This is a genomic window from Mesosutterella faecium, assembly GCF_022809315.2.
Taxonomy (GTDB): domain Bacteria; phylum Pseudomonadota; class Gammaproteobacteria; order Burkholderiales; family Burkholderiaceae_F; genus Mesosutterella; species Mesosutterella faecium.
Genome location: NZ_JAKZJU020000001.1, coordinates 2224577 through 2238138, shown reverse-complemented (window position 1 = coordinate 2238138; position 13562 = coordinate 2224577). Strand labels below are relative to the sequence as shown.

Here is a 13562-nt window from a genome sequence, read left to right as displayed (position 1 = left end):
TTCGGATCAGTGGCTTTGGATGTCCGCCGGGGGATCGTCCGGGCGCGAGGCCCGAAGCTTCTCATCTTCAGCCCGCGGGGCGTCGGGCGGCGCGAGGAAAAGAGATCTCGGGCGGGGAATGCCGCGCGTGCTCACGCCCGTCCACTCCATGAAGCCCTCGAGGAAAGAGCTCCCGTAGCGCAGGCCCCGGATCGTGCGGTGCTCCTTTGCGTCGCTCGACGTGAGGAAAAGCGGGATGTCGCGCTGCTGCCGGGAGACCGGGGAGTGCAAAAACCGCATCACGCCCCGCTGCCTCACGAGCGTGAGCCCGTGGTCTGAAAAGTAAAGGAGGCTCCAGGGCTCGCCCTTCTTTGCGAGGAGGTCCCGCAGGCGCTCGAGCACGGCGTCGGTCTGCCGGATCGTGTCGAGGTAGCAGCCCGGAGTCTTCCAGGCCGGGTCCTTCACGCGGGAGACCCGGGGGAGCCTGTCGCTCACCCGCTCGCAGGTGTCTTCGTGGGAGCCGATCAGGTGAAGGACGATCAACTTCGGGCGCGGATCGTCCCGCTCGAGCTCGGCCTCGGCAAGCGGCAGCAGCTCGTAGTCGAAGTAGTTGCGGCTCGCGTCCCGGCCGAATTTGAGCCAGCGGCTGCGCTCGGAGCGCTCGCCGATGGCGGTGAGCGGCGTGTCAAAGCGCGAGACGTAGCCCTGGTTCGAGAACCAGGCGGTCGCAAAGCCCGCCGCGCGGGCGAGGTCGACAAGGTTGTACTCGTAGCGGGGCTGCAGGGTCTTCGGGTCGGGGAGCGTGAGAGTGCGGGTGAGCGACTCGATCGTGCCGTCGCCCTCGGCCGTGAAGCCCTCGTAGACGATGCCCGGCGCCTTCGACATGAAGGGGGTGTCGTCCTCCGGGTAGCCGTAGGCGTTCATGTAGTCGCGCCGCTCGCTTTCCCCCACCACGAGGACGTAGTTTTTGTAGGCGGGGCGGGCTGAGAGCACCTTCCAGGCGGGCGTCCAGTCCATGTGCTTTAGGTTCGCGCGCTCTGCCACCACGCGGTTCGTGAGCTTCACGGCGTGCGTGAGGGGGTGGAAGGCCTTCGTCTCAAAGGAGGCCGCGGCCGTGAGAACAAGGGCGAGCGCGAAAAGCTTCCGGCTTTGAAAGAGCCGCACGCGGCGGGCGAAGAGGTAAAAGAGGGCGAGCCCGGTTGCAAGCAGCGCGGGCGAGGCAAAGTCGAGCGCCCCGAACGTGCCGAAGAATTCCGAGGCCTCGCGCGCGTCGGTGGCGAAGGCCGCGGCGATCTGGCCCTCCGAGACGATCCCGTAGCGAAGCCCGACCGGGAAATACAGGCAGTAGGCCGCGAGCACGAGGGCGGTCAGAACCCGGAGCACCGCCGGAGAGCGCGCCGCGACGAACAGGAACGCGGCGAAGGCGAGGACTTCAGGGGCGCTCACCGGGTAGGCGGCCCCCTTCAGAAGGAGCCAGCAGAGCGCCGCGCCGAAGGCGAAGACAAGGAGGGCCCGGGCGGCGGGCAGGAGGAGTTCGGGATTGAGCTTCATTAAAAAAAGCGCACTTTGAAGGAGCCTTCCCAGAAGGAGAGGGCTCCGGAGGCCGGAACGGGGTCGGGAGAAGCCCCTATCTTAGTGAAGGCGGGCCCTTTTGAAAATCCCCGGAGAGCCCCGGTCGGCCCTTCAGGCGCCGCCCGCCGGATATGTTCGAGATTATGGCCGGGCCGCGCACCATAGGATGGGATATACTTCTAATTAAGAGATTCACCCGCGTTTTGCGGATCAATCCACTCACATGCGCCGGCCCCGGCGGGGCGGTCTTCTCCTGCTGCAGGGCCTGGCCAAGACAAGGAGGAGCCACCATGAAGATTCTGCTTCCGATCGACGGCAGCGCCTACAGCACGGGCGCCGCACAGTTTGTCGCCGACCGCATCGGGCTGCTCGGGCAGAAGCCTGAAGTCGAGCTTTTCAACGTCCAGCCGTACTACGGCGCCATGCTGCCCAAAATCCGGGGCCGGGATCCCGACGGAAGACTCTACAGCGATGACTCCGAAAAGGTCTTCGGGGCGGCCCGCGCGATTTTCCAGGCCAAGGGCATGGAGCCCGCCGAAAAGACCGTGATCGGCCTGCCGGCCGGGTCGATCGCCGAGGAGGCCCGCATCTTCGGGGCCGACCTCATCGCGATGGGCTCGCGCGGCCTCGACAACTTCAAGAAGCTCTTCCTCGGGTCGGCGACGACCGGGGTGCTCGCGCGCGTGCACGTGCCGGTCCTCGTGATCCGCGACAAGGAGGCCCCGAAGACGGAGGGCCTGCGCGTGGGCATCGCGGTCGACGGCTCGGAGACGAGCCTCGCCGCGGCCCGGTTCGTGGCCGCGCACCGCGACTTCTTCGGCGCGGACGCGGCCTTCCGGCTCGTCAACGTGGTGAACGTCTTCGAGGAGCTCTCGTACTCCTATCCGGAAGAGAGCCCCCTGCCCGAGACCCCGGCCGAGACGAAAGAGGCCGAGATGAACTTCGAGAACCTGAAGAAGCAGCTCCCGGGGCTCGAAAAGGAAGCCTTCGAGAAGGCGATGGCGCCGGTGCGCCCGATTTTCGAGAAGGCCGGGATTCCCGTGAAGGAAGTGTGCCTGTCGGGCGACCCGGGCATCGCCCTGTCGAAGTACGCGAAGAAAAAGCTCGATTTCATCGTGATGGGAACCCGCGGGCGCTCCAACGTCAAGTCGATTCTGCTCGGTTCGGCCACTTCGCGCGTAGCCGCCGACGGCAAGGTGCCGATGCTCGTGGTGCCGGCCTGAGGGGGCGGGGAGGAAAAAAATGCTGAAGATTCTGCTGCCGGTCGATGAAAGCCTCTACAGCCTCTATGCGGTGAGGTTCGTGGCGGCGAGGACGAAGCTGCTGGGCAGCAAGCCGCGCGTCATGCTGCTCAACGCCCAGATGCCCTGGAGCGAGGCGCTGCTCAAGAACGGCGCCCGGGAGGCTTTCGACGAGTTCGTGGCGAAGGCCTCTGAAAAGGTCTTCGCGCCGCTGCGCAAGATCCTGCACTCGAAGGGGATCGACGCCGAGGAGAAGGTCGTGGTGGGGCGGCCCGCCGACGCGGTGGCCGCGGCCGTGAAGTCGATCCGGCCCGACCTCATCGTGATGGGCGCGCAGGGACTCTCGAACGTGAAGAAGCTCTTCCTCGGGTCCGTCTCCACCTCGGTGATTTCGAAGACCCGCGTGCCGGTGCTGCTCGTGCGCGGCCGCCAGGCGGGCCCCGCCTCGGGGATGAAGGTCGGGATCGCCCTGGACGGCTCGAGCGCCGGGGACGCGGCCGCCTCCTGCGTCGTGAAGCACCTCGCCCTCCTCGGGCCCGACCCGAAGCTCTTTCTCCTGCATGTCTTTGAGGGGATGGACGGCATCAAGGCCTATGAGACCGCGGGCTACATGACCCTCACCGACGAGGACAAGAAGCAGCTGCGGGCCCTCGAGGATGAAGAGTACGAGGAGGCCTTCGCGCCGGCCCGCCGGATCCTGAAGGAAGCGGGGGCCGCGGCGAGCGAGGTGAAGCTCGAAGGCATGGCGGGCGACGCGATCGCGAAGTACGGCGCGCAGGAAGGGCTCGACCTCATCGTGATGGGCAGCCACGGCTACGGCAACTTCAAGTCCGCGGTGATGGGCTCGGTGGCGACCCGCGTCGCGGCCGAGGGGAAGATCCCGCTGCTGGTGGTGCGCGGCTGACGCCCCTTCGCCCTTTCGCCCATGAAGCCCCCGGGGGCCTTGAGTCTCCGGGGGCTTCAGGCGTCCTTACGCCCGGCGCCCCGCCTTCAGGCGCCGCGCCCGGGCCGCGGCGCTGCGGCCCGCGATGTGGCCGAACACCGCGCAGTCGGGCAGCGAGCAGCCCCCGAGCCGCCCCCGCCCGTGCACGCCCCCGGTCACCTCGCCCGCGGCGAAAAGCCCCTCGACCACCGAGCGGTCGGCGCGGAGCACCTTCCCTTCGGGACTGAAGAGGAGCCCCCCGTTGCAGAAGTGGACGTAGGGCTTCTCGAGCCCGTAGTAAAAGGGCGGGCGGATGATCTGCTGGGTGAACATCGTGCGGCCGAACTCCGGGTCCCGGCCGCTTTTCGCGCTTTCGTTGTAGCGCGCCATGACCGCCTTGAAGCGGGACGGGTCGATCCCCATGCCGCGGGCCGCCTCCTCGAGGCTGTCGGCGGTCTTCACGAGCCCCTTGATCAGCTTCACGTTGCGGCTCGCGCCCTTGGCCGACTGCGAGTCGGTGACGACCCAGAAGTCGTGGGTCGGCAGCTTCCAGACCGCCTCCGAGATCGCGTCCATCGGGGCGTCCTCGCGCACAAAGCGCCGCCCCTCGCGCGTGAGGTAGGTGTCGGCCCCCACGTAGTTCGTGAGCCTGCCGCCCGAGTAGGGGATCGTGAGGATCTGGTCCATGTCGACGAGGGCCGCCCCGAGCGACTCGCCCAGCGCGATGCCGTCGCCCATCGCGGTGTCGTGCTCCTCCCCGTAGGGGTTGGCGGTGCTGCGGATGTCCTCCGTGAGCCTCGGGTCGTACTTCATGCGCATGCGCGGGTTGTCGCCGAAGCCCCCGGTCGCGAGGACGACCGAGCGGGCGGCGGCCGGCGTGCGGCCGTTCACCGTCACGACGAGGTTCGGGCCGCTGCGGGCGATCGCGGTCGCGCGGCTTGAAAACCGGATCTCGACCCCGAGCCGCCGCGCCGCGCGGCTCAAGGCCCGCACGAAGTCGTAGCCCCCGCGCTCGAAGCTCGAGACGTAGCAGCGCGGCGCAAGCCCCCCGAGCGCCTCGTAGGTGGAGTCCATCCAGACCACGCCGTGGCGCGACAGCCACTGAAGCGCCGGGCCCGTGCCGCGCACGAGGGTCTCGATCAGGCGCTGGTCGCCCGCGCCCCGGCCGGTCTGGTTCATGTCGGCGATCATCGCCCGCACGGCCTGCTCGTATTCGGCGCGGCTGCGGCCCCCGAGCCGCACCGCGGCGAAGTAGCCGTTCGCGATGGCCGAGTGGCCGCCGAGCAGATAGTCCTTTTCGAGCACGACGACGCGTGCGGCCCCGGCCTCGCGCGCGGAGACCGCGGCCGAGAGCCCCGCAAGCCCCGAGCCCACCACCAGGACGTCGGCCGGGCCGTCGCTTCTCGGGCCCTGGGGCCGGGCCCCGGCGGCCCCCAGGCCGCCCCCGAGGGCGGCGGCCGAGGCCAGCCCTGCCACAAGCGCTCTTCGTTTCAAAGCGAGGCCTCCTTCTCCTTCATGTCAAGGAGCGTGAAAATCCGCACCAGGTCCGCGCTCGTGCGGGCCTGCAGCTTCAGCAGCGCGTTGCCGCGGTGCATCTTCACGGTCGTCTCCTCGATCCCCAGCTCGCGGGCGATCTCCTTGTTGCGAAGGCCCCGGGCGATGCAGCGGGCGACGTCTCGCTCGCGCGGCGAGAGCGCCGCGTAGAGCCCGCGCAGGCGCTGCAGCTCTGCCTCGAGGTCGCTTTTGGCCACCGATCGCGCGACGCAGGCCGACACCCGCTCGAGCAGGTACCGGGGGTCGGCGGGCTTTTGCAGGAAGTCGGCCGCGCCGTGCCTCATCGTGTGGACCGCCATCGGCATGTCGCCGTGGGCCGAGAGGAAGATGACGGCGATGTGCGCCGCGCCCCGCTTCTCCATCTCCTCCTGGACCTCGAGCCCGGTCATGCCGGGCATGCGCACGTCGAGCACGACGCAGCCCGGGCGGCGCAGCGCGTCGTGCCGCAGGAACTCCTCGCCGCTCGAATAGGCCACGACCTCCCAGCCGAGCGTCTCGAGCAGCAGCCGCTGCGAGTGGAGGATTTCGGCGTCGTCGTCGACGATGCGGATGAGGGGCTGGTCAGCCATGGCTGTTCTCCGGGGCGCCGCCGGCCGGGGCCTGCGCGGACGCGTCAAAAAGGATTTCAAAGCGCAGCCCCTGCGGGTCGAGCCGCGTGACGGAAAGGTCGGCCGAATGGGCGTCTGCGATGCTGCGCACGATCGGCAGCCCCAGCCCCAGGCCCTCCGCGGAGGTGGAGTCCGAGGCGTGCTGCAGCCGCTCGAACTGCTGGTCGGTGAGCCTCGGGCCGTTGTCCTCGACCCGCAGCCTCACGCCCCCTGCGGTCCGCTTCACCTGCAGGCGGATCTCGGGGGAGGCGGTTCCCTGCTCGGCGCGCGCTGCGTTTTTCATCAGGTTGAGCACCAGGATCTCAAGCTCCAGGGCGTCCCCGTCGACCCGGGCTCCGGGCTCGAGCTCGAGCCGCAGCGCGGGGCGCACCTTCGCGTACTCCTGGTAGTTCCTGAAGTTCCCGGCGGCGCGCCGCGCCACCTCCGAGAGGTCGGCCGGGCTGTGCGACTGCGGGGTCTTTTTCGCGTAGCTTCTCACGCGGTCCACGATCGCGTTCACCCGCTCGACCTCGCGCGAGAGCGCGAGAAGGAGCTCTTCGACCGGCGGCGAGTCAAGATCTTCGAGCCGGATGCGGGCGACCTCGCAGTAGTTGCGCATCGCGGCGAGCGGCTGCTTGAGCTCGTGGGCGATCATCGAGCCCATGTGCGAGACGAGCGACCGGCGCTCGAGCACCGAAAGCCGCTCCCGCGCCTGCCGCTCGGTGTCGGCGAGCCGGCGGTTTTCCTCGAGCGAGCGCTCGAGGGCCGAAGTGCGGCGGGCGACCAGGCGGTTGAGCCGGATCTCGTTGAGGACGAGAAAAAGCGCGAGCCCCAGGGCCCCGGCGAAGTACCAGAAGTAGCGCCGGATGAAGTCCTCGAGCGTCCAGGGCTTCTCGGCGAAGGGCCCGATGCGCAGGTCCTGGTAGAGGCGGCTCACGGCGTGGAACTGTCCGGCCATCTGCCAGGAGAAGGTGGGCTGCGGGGGCATCGACAGCAGCGCGAGCGCGATCTCCTTCACGAGCTCCGGGCGCGAATAGTCGAGCACCCCGAAGGTCTGGCCCGGGTAGAGGCCGGTCGAGTGCCGGCAGGCGATCGCCCCGTCGTCCTTTTCGTTGATCACCCGCAGCAGCCCGGGCTCGAGCAGCCCCGAGGCCTCCGCGGACTCGAGCTGGCAGGCGGTGAGGATGCCCGCGTCGGCGCGCCCGTCGATCACGCTCTCGAAGACCGCGGGGTACTCGTAGGAGAGGAAGTTCGCGCCGGAAATGAAAGTGGCCGGGTCGTGGCCCGCGCGGGCGAGCTCCCCGGTGAAGGCGAGCCACCCGCCCAGCGAGTCGGGCAGCGAGGCGGCGATCTTCCGGCCGCGCAGGTCGGCGAGGGTGCGGATCGAGCTGTTGCCGCTTTTCACCACGATCGCCGAGCCCACCGAGGCGCCGCCGTCGCGCGCCCAGACGTTTTTCCGGGTGACGAGCGCCTGCGCGCCCGCGGTGTTGATGAGGGTGAAGAAGACGTCGGAGGGCCCCACGATGAAGTCGGGCCGGGTGCGGTGGATCAGGTCGACCGCCTGGTGGGAGGGAATGTCCACGATGCGGAAGCGGTAGCGCGGCAGGCTCTTTTCAAGGTGCCGCAGCGTGGGCGTGATGGTGCCCGAGCGGAAGCCGAGGTCGTTTGAGCCGATCACCCCGATCAGGACCTCGGTGCGCTCCGGCTCCGGCGCGCCGCGCGGGGCCGCCGGGGCCTGCGTGCAGGCAAGCGCCAGGGCCGCAGCGGCCGCCGCCGCAAGCCATCGTGTTGTCGGATTTCTCTTCATGCCCAAAAAAGCGCTTCGCTCCGCGGGAGAAAAAGGAAAGGCGCAGGGCGGGACGTCTTTTCGTCCACCTCCTTTTGGAGGTAGTTTCGCGCCCGGCCTCGTCCTTAAGATTTGCTTAAGCCAGATGGGCCGCCACGCAGCTCTGGCTCAAAAGAAAGATAACATGACCCCGCTTCCGCCGACGCCGCGCCCAGTCCCCCGGAAGCAGACCAGAGGAAGAACAAAGATGAGATTCCCTGCTCAAGCCATCCTGGCGGCCTTTGCTGCGGCCGTCTGCCTGGGAGCCGCGCCTGCCGGCGCCGTCACGATCAACGGCTCGCATGCGTCCCTGAAGTGCGAAACCTGCCACGCGGGCCAGAAGACGCAGTCCGCACCCGGCCAGAAGACCTGCCTCAAGTGCCACGGCAGCTACGAGGCGCTCGCCAAAAAAACGGCCAGGGCCGGCGAGAAGTTTAACCCCCATGACTCTCACATGGGCCGCGTCGAGTGCACGCAGTGCCACTCCATGCACGGCAAGAGCCACTACATCTGCCACGACTGCCACGCGATCCCGAACCGCACGTTTAAAGGGGAGTAAAAGATCATGATGAATCTCAAGAACCTTTCCCGCCGCCAGTTCCTCGGCACCGCAGCCGGCGCCGGCGCGGCCGTTGCAGCGGCCCCGGCCTTTGCCGCGAGCCAGTCCTCCGCCTCCCCCGCCCGCTGGGACAAGACCGTTGACGTGGTCGTCTGCGGCGCGGGCGGCGCCGGGCTCATGGCCGCCAACCAGGTGGTGGAAAAGGGCGGCAGCGTGCTCGTGGTCGACAAGTCCTACAGCCCGTACCACTCCGCCACCCGCATGTGCGGGGGCCTCTACACCGCCTACGGCTCGGCCATCCAGAAGCGCGAGCATGCGAAGGACTCCTGGCAGGAGTTTGCGCACGACATCATGGACTACGGCGGCTACATGTCGCTTAAGGAGCCCGTGGAGCTCTTCGCCAAGCACTCGGGCGAGGCCTTCGACTGGCTCGAGAACCACGGGCTCGCCCCGCACCACCTCGAGAAGTACCCGGGCCACAGCAACCTGCGCGCGATCCGCCAGGAAAGCTACCAGGGCAAGGACTACATCGACGTGCTCGTGCGCGAGTCGAAGAAAAAGAACATCCAGATCCTTGAGGGCACCCCGCTCACGAAGATCTTCTTCGACGTGAAAAAGAACACGGTGACCGGGATCGAGGCGACGAACCTCGACACCGGAAAGAAGACCTGCATCCGCGCCCGCCGCGGCGTGATCCTCGCCACGGGCGGCATCACCGGCACCCCGCAGTCGCTCGACTTCTGGGTTCCGTCGGTCGCGGGCAAGGGCGTGTCGATCGGCTGCTCGGCCAACGACGGCACCGCGATGCGCATTGCGGTCCGCGACGTCGGCGTGCCGCTGTCGCACATGCAGTACATCGCCTCCTATCCCTGCGGCATCGTGGTGAACGGCCGCAACGGCCCCTACTGCCGCTTCTGGTACTTCACCAACGCGGGCGCCATCCTCGTCAACAAGAACGGCCGGCGCTTCGTGACGGAAAAGGAAGGCATCTGCCACATCACGCCGCACCTCGCGGGCAATCCCGGCGGCTGGCACCTGGTCTTCATGGACAAGAAGATCTACGAGGCCACCCGCGCGAAGTACAAGGTGGGCGCGCTGATCGGCCTGCCCTCCTGGAACGACGCGCGCGTCGAGGAGGAGTTCAAGAAGGGCCAGAACCTCTTCCGCGCCAATACGCTCTCTGAGTTCTGCAAGCTCTCGGGGATCGACGAGAAGGGGCTGCGCGCCCAGCTCGCGCAGTGGAACAAGGCCGTCGAGCAGAAGAACGACACGCAGTTCGGCCGCACCGACATGACGGTGAAGATCGACGAGAACGGCCCCTTCTACGGCATCAAGATGTATCCGTGGAACAACCTGTCGTGCGGCGGCTTCCGCGTGACCGACCGGCTCGAGGTCCTCGGCTGGGATCTGAAGCCCGTGAAGGGCCTCTACGCCGCGGGCGAAACCGTGGCGGGCGTGCACGGGGCCTTCTACTGCGGCGGCAACGCCTGCGGCTTCGCCCACACCTCGGGCTACATGGCGGGCCAGATCGCGATGGGCAGGAAGGACGTCTGACGGGGCCGAAAGGCCCGGCCCTAAGGGGCGCGCCCCTAAAGAGCGCCTCCCCCGGGGACTCTTCCGAAGCGGGATTCCGGAATTTCCGGGGTCCCGTTTTTTTGCGCCGGAAAGGCTTCTTTTTTCATGCATGAAATGCATTGAAAAAGTCATTTCAGGCATTGCTCAGGCGGAAAAAGGCAGGGTCGAGACCCCTGCTCCGGGCTGAATAGGCAAAGAAATGAAGGCCCGCGCAGGCCTGCGGGCCGGAAGCCTGAAAAGAGGCAGGCGATGGAAAAAAACAGACAAAGGAGCAGGGGGGAAGCGGTCGTGCGCCTGATCAACCGCAGGCAGAGCCCTGCAGGCGGCTGCCTTTAAGCTGCCGGCGGCGCCGCGGCCCGAAGCGGCGCGCCCTGCCGGCCTCCCGGAACGTCCTTGCCCTTTCATCTGCTCTGGCCATAGTCTGCGGGCAACAAAAAGCCCGTCCGGCTGGGGACGGGCTGCGTCACGGATACTGGGCAATCAGAGACAGATTCCCTGCTCCTCGGCCTCTTTCATTTCTTTCTGAAACTCCTCAAAGGCTTTCTTGGCCTCCTCGGGAGCGTCTTTCCTCAGGCGCAGCTCTTTCGGATCATCATCGAGCCACTTGTACCAAACCATCATATCCGGTGTGAGAGCCATTGACATTGTTTTCTCCAAAAGGACTAGACCTTATCTGACACTTAGCCGTTTTTCAGCAGAAAGTCAAAATGCATTTCCGCCTTGAGGCACATCGGGCGTCAATATTGAAAATGAGTGACCCGCTCATTGTTCAAAATGCGGGACCCGCCCTCAGCAGTCGAAACAATGGCGCAGCCGGCGCCTGGCTTCCCGGCCTTTTGAGGGGCGGTCTCCTGCCGGCCTGTCTGGAATTTGACTTTTCCAGAACGTAATGAGGAAAAGTTCAAACTTTTCCCCAATACAATCTGGAAAAGTTAAAAAAGTTTGGATTGATCATGGAATATGTCAGCAGACTCCTGTCGGATGCCATCAGAAAAAGTCCCAAAAATAAGGCGGTCATTCTCTTTGGGGCGCGGCGGGCTGGGAAAACAACGCTTTTGTCTCATCTGTTGGGAAACTCTGATGCCCGGTGGTTTTCTGGAGATCATTCGGCAGATGTCCAAATGCTGACCTCTCTGGCTTCAGCGGCAGACCTCAGAGTGCTGCTGGACGGCATAAGCAGCATTGTCATTGATGAAGCTCAGAAAATCCCGAACATCGGGCTGCTGATCAAGAGACTGGCGGATTTAGGCTCTTCCGTCAGAGTTTTTGCAACGGCCTCCGGTTCACTGGATCTTGCCGACGGAGTCATGGAGTCGGCCGCAGGGAGGATCCGCCGGTTTGCGCTGTGGCCGCTCACGATTGAGGAAATCGCACTGCACACTTCCTGGCTTGATGCTGTGCGGTCTCTGCCGGAGCGGCTGGTTTTTGGCAGCTATCCTTCGATTGTTCTCGATCCGGAAGAGGCAAAGGGCAGTTTGACTGCGTACTATGACACGTTGCTTTTCAAGGATATTTTCAGCTGTTCCGGAGTTCGAAAGCATCCGGCCTTTTTGCGTCTGGTAGAGATCCTTGCGTATCGCATCGGCCGGATGTCAACTGCCGAATCGCTCGCCAGAGAGTGCGACCTGAGCGCCGGGACCGTAGAAAGTTATCTTGGCCTTCTTGAAGAAAGCTTCATTATCAAAATTCTTCCCTCGTATGCCGCCAATCACGCCAATGAGCTGAAAAAGTCAAAGAAGATCTATTTTTGCGACCTTGGCGTAAGAAACACGGCGATTGCAGACTTTTCTCCGTTCAGCACGAGGCCTCCCGAAGAGCAGGGAGCCTTGTTTGAAAATTATTTTGTGATGGAGCGAATCAAGCGCCACTCTTACAAAGACCGATTCGTACAGCACTATTTCTGGCGAAACAAGGCGGGCAGCGAAGTTGACCTGATCGAACTAAACGATGATCAAATGCAGGCTTTTGAAATAAAACTGAACAGAAGCGATGTAAAAACACCTTCCGCTTTCGCGGCGGCATACCCAGGGGCAAGCTTCCACGTGGTGAACCAGAGCAACTTCTACCGGTATTTTGCTGAGCCTGAAACGCCGAAGGCCTGACCCTCCGAAAACGTCTCTTTTTGAGATTGGAACGAAAGGGACAGGCCGTTCTGTCTAAACGGGCTGCAGCCGCGTCAACCTTGAAGCGCCTCAGGATTTACCCGCCAGAGGGGGGGAGCCCCGCGGAGGGCTCCCCTGCGGCGAAAGGGGGCTCAGACGAGCCCGAGCCAGCTCCAGTAGGTCTTGGCCATGAGGAGCAGCAGCAGGTAGGCGCCGGCCGTGAGGATGAGGCCCGTTTTGGCGAATTCCTTCACCGTGAAGGTCCCCGTCGAGTAGGCGATCATGTTCTGCGGGGCGTTCACCGGCAGGATGAAGCCGAAGCTCACCACGTACTGGAGAATCATCGTCATGCCGATCACGTTCACGCCCGGGCTCTGCAGCGAGGAGAGAACCGCGATGATGATCGGGATGATCGCCGAGGCGAGTCCCGTGGCCGAGGCAAAGCCCAGGTGCACCACGATCAGGAAGGCGGCCATCACGGCGAGCACCGTGAAGGGCGCGGCGCTCTGGAGCCCGAAGCCGGCGACGATTTCATTTGCGAGCCACTGCGCGGCGTGCGTCGAGAGCAGCGCCGAGCCCAGCGAGATGCCCATGCCGAAGAGGAAGACCGTTCCCCAGTTGATGCGGTGCACGGTGTCCTTCCACTCCATCACGCCGAAGCCCGGCATCATAAGCAGCGCGATGGCGGCCACGGTCGAGGTCGTGGTGTCGATCGGGTGGAGCTTTTTCTCCGTAACCCAGAGGAAAAGGAGCACGCAGGAGACGATGAGCAGCTTCCATTCGTTTTTCTTCATCGGCCCGAGCGCTTTCAGCTGGGCGCGGATCGCCTCGCGGCCGTGCTCGATTTTCACGTCCCCGATCGGCATGAGGCGGGTCACGACGAAATAGAGGAACACGGACATGCAGGCCGCGTAGGGCGCAGCCGCCGTGAACCACTCGAGCCAGCTCACGTCGTAGCCGGTGATGCTCTTGATGAAGTTCACCGCGACCATGTTCTGGGCGGCCGCCGTCTTGATGCCGACGTTCCAGACCGAGTCCACCTGGGCCACGGTGATCATGAGCGCGGCGGCGAACTTCGAGGTGAGGGGCACCTTGAAGGCGGCGATCACGCCCATCACGATGGGCACGAGGCAGGCGACGCGCGCCGTGGTCGAGGGGACGAAAAACGAGAGGATGAACCCGCAGAGGATCACGCCGATCACGACGCGGTGCGGCTCGGTGCCGATCTTCGAGAGCACGAGAAGCGCGATTCTGCGGTCAAGCCCCGTGATCGTCATTGCGGCTGCAAGGAAAAGCGCCGCGCCCACGAGGCAGAACGCGGGCGAGGAAAAGCCCGCGAGCGCCATCTTCATGCCGGCGCTCGTGCCGACGATGCCGCCCGTGCTGTTCGGGGAAAAGCCTACGAGCAGCGCCGTGAGGGCGAGGATGACGCCCGCCGAGACCGGGTAGGACATCGCGCCGGTCGCCCAGACGATCACGGCGAAGATCATGACGCCCAGCATGCGCTGGCCGGCGATGGAAAGCCCGGGCTGGGCCGGGGCGAGGCAGATGAGCGCGAGCGCGATGAGCGCCGCGGCGAGCCCGACTGCCTTCGCGTTGATCCGGCCGCCTTCTCCAGGGAGATTTGCTTTTAGTTTTTCTGACAT

11 protein-coding genes are annotated in these 13562 nt (G+C 65.5%); 5 read left to right on the top strand and 6 right to left on the bottom strand.

Annotated features, from left to right (window positions below; all coding sequences use genetic code 11):
• Window positions 1-6: 6 nt before the first annotated feature.
• Entirely contained in the window at window positions 7-1530 is a 1524-nt protein-coding gene (locus MUN46_RS09975) for a phosphoethanolamine transferase (protein ID WP_243376730.1), read from the bottom strand.
• A 311-nt stretch (window positions 1531-1841) separates the two neighbouring features.
• On the opposite strand from MUN46_RS09975, the gene MUN46_RS09970 reads away from it, so the two are divergent.
• Together MUN46_RS09970 and MUN46_RS09965 are read left to right on the top strand one after the other, a co-directional pair.
• Window positions 1842-2774: a universal stress protein gene (locus MUN46_RS09970; RefSeq protein WP_243376731.1), complete on the top strand. Its 933-nt coding sequence runs from the start codon at window positions 1842-1844 to the stop codon at window positions 2772-2774.
• 19 nt (window positions 2775-2793) lie between these two features.
• A complete protein-coding gene (locus MUN46_RS09965) occupies window positions 2794-3696 on the top strand; it encodes a universal stress protein (protein ID WP_243376732.1) in 903 nt (300 codons plus the stop codon).
• 66 nt (window positions 3697-3762) lie between these two features.
• Here MUN46_RS09965 and MUN46_RS09960 read toward each other — a convergent pair whose 3' ends face one another.
• The 3 genes from MUN46_RS09960 to MUN46_RS09950 are packed head-to-tail and all read right to left on the bottom strand — an operon-like array spanning window position 3763 to window position 7662.
• Window positions 3763-5208, bottom strand: coding sequence for an FAD-dependent oxidoreductase (locus MUN46_RS09960; RefSeq protein WP_243376733.1), 1446 nt, complete (start codon window positions 5206-5208; stop codon window positions 3763-3765).
• On the bottom strand, window positions 5205-5837 hold the full coding sequence (locus tag MUN46_RS09955) for a response regulator transcription factor (protein WP_243376734.1): 633 nt from the start codon (window positions 5835-5837) through the stop codon (window positions 5205-5207). Before MUN46_RS09955 ends, MUN46_RS09960 begins: the two co-directional genes overlap by 4 nt.
• Window positions 5830-7662, bottom strand: a complete 1833-nt coding sequence (locus MUN46_RS09950; RefSeq protein ID WP_243376735.1) for a sensor histidine kinase — start codon at window positions 7660-7662, stop codon at window positions 5830-5832. The genes MUN46_RS09955 and MUN46_RS09950 overlap by 8 nt, the downstream gene beginning before the upstream one ends.
• 226 nt (window positions 7663-7888) lie before the next feature.
• Here MUN46_RS09950 and MUN46_RS09945 point away from each other — a divergent pair, with 226 nt between their 5' ends.
• Both MUN46_RS09945 and MUN46_RS09940 read left to right on the top strand, forming a co-directional pair.
• A complete protein-coding gene (locus MUN46_RS09945; RefSeq protein WP_243376736.1) occupies window positions 7889-8239 on the top strand; it encodes a cytochrome c3 family protein in 351 nt (116 codons plus the stop codon).
• 6 nt (window positions 8240-8245) lie between these two features.
• Window positions 8246-9793, top strand: a complete 1548-nt coding sequence (locus tag MUN46_RS09940) for an FAD-dependent oxidoreductase (RefSeq protein WP_243376737.1) — start codon at window positions 8246-8248, stop codon at window positions 9791-9793.
• 501 nt (window positions 9794-10294) lie between these two features.
• Here the strand turns inward: MUN46_RS09940 and MUN46_RS09935 are convergent.
• Entirely contained in the window at window positions 10295-10459 is a 165-nt protein-coding gene (locus MUN46_RS09935; RefSeq protein ID WP_243376738.1) for a hypothetical protein, read from the bottom strand.
• Between the two features lie 308 nt (window positions 10460-10767).
• Here MUN46_RS09935 and MUN46_RS09930 point away from each other — a divergent pair, with 308 nt between their 5' ends.
• Complete coding sequence (locus tag MUN46_RS09930) at window positions 10768-11916, top strand: ATP-binding protein (protein WP_243376739.1); 1149 nt, start codon at window positions 10768-10770, stop codon at window positions 11914-11916.
• A 152-nt stretch (window positions 11917-12068) separates the two neighbouring features.
• Here the strand turns inward: MUN46_RS09930 and MUN46_RS09925 are convergent, their stop codons facing one another.
• On the bottom strand, window positions 12069-13562 hold the full coding sequence (locus MUN46_RS09925) for a DASS family sodium-coupled anion symporter (protein WP_243376740.1): 1494 nt from the start codon (window positions 13560-13562) through the stop codon (window positions 12069-12071).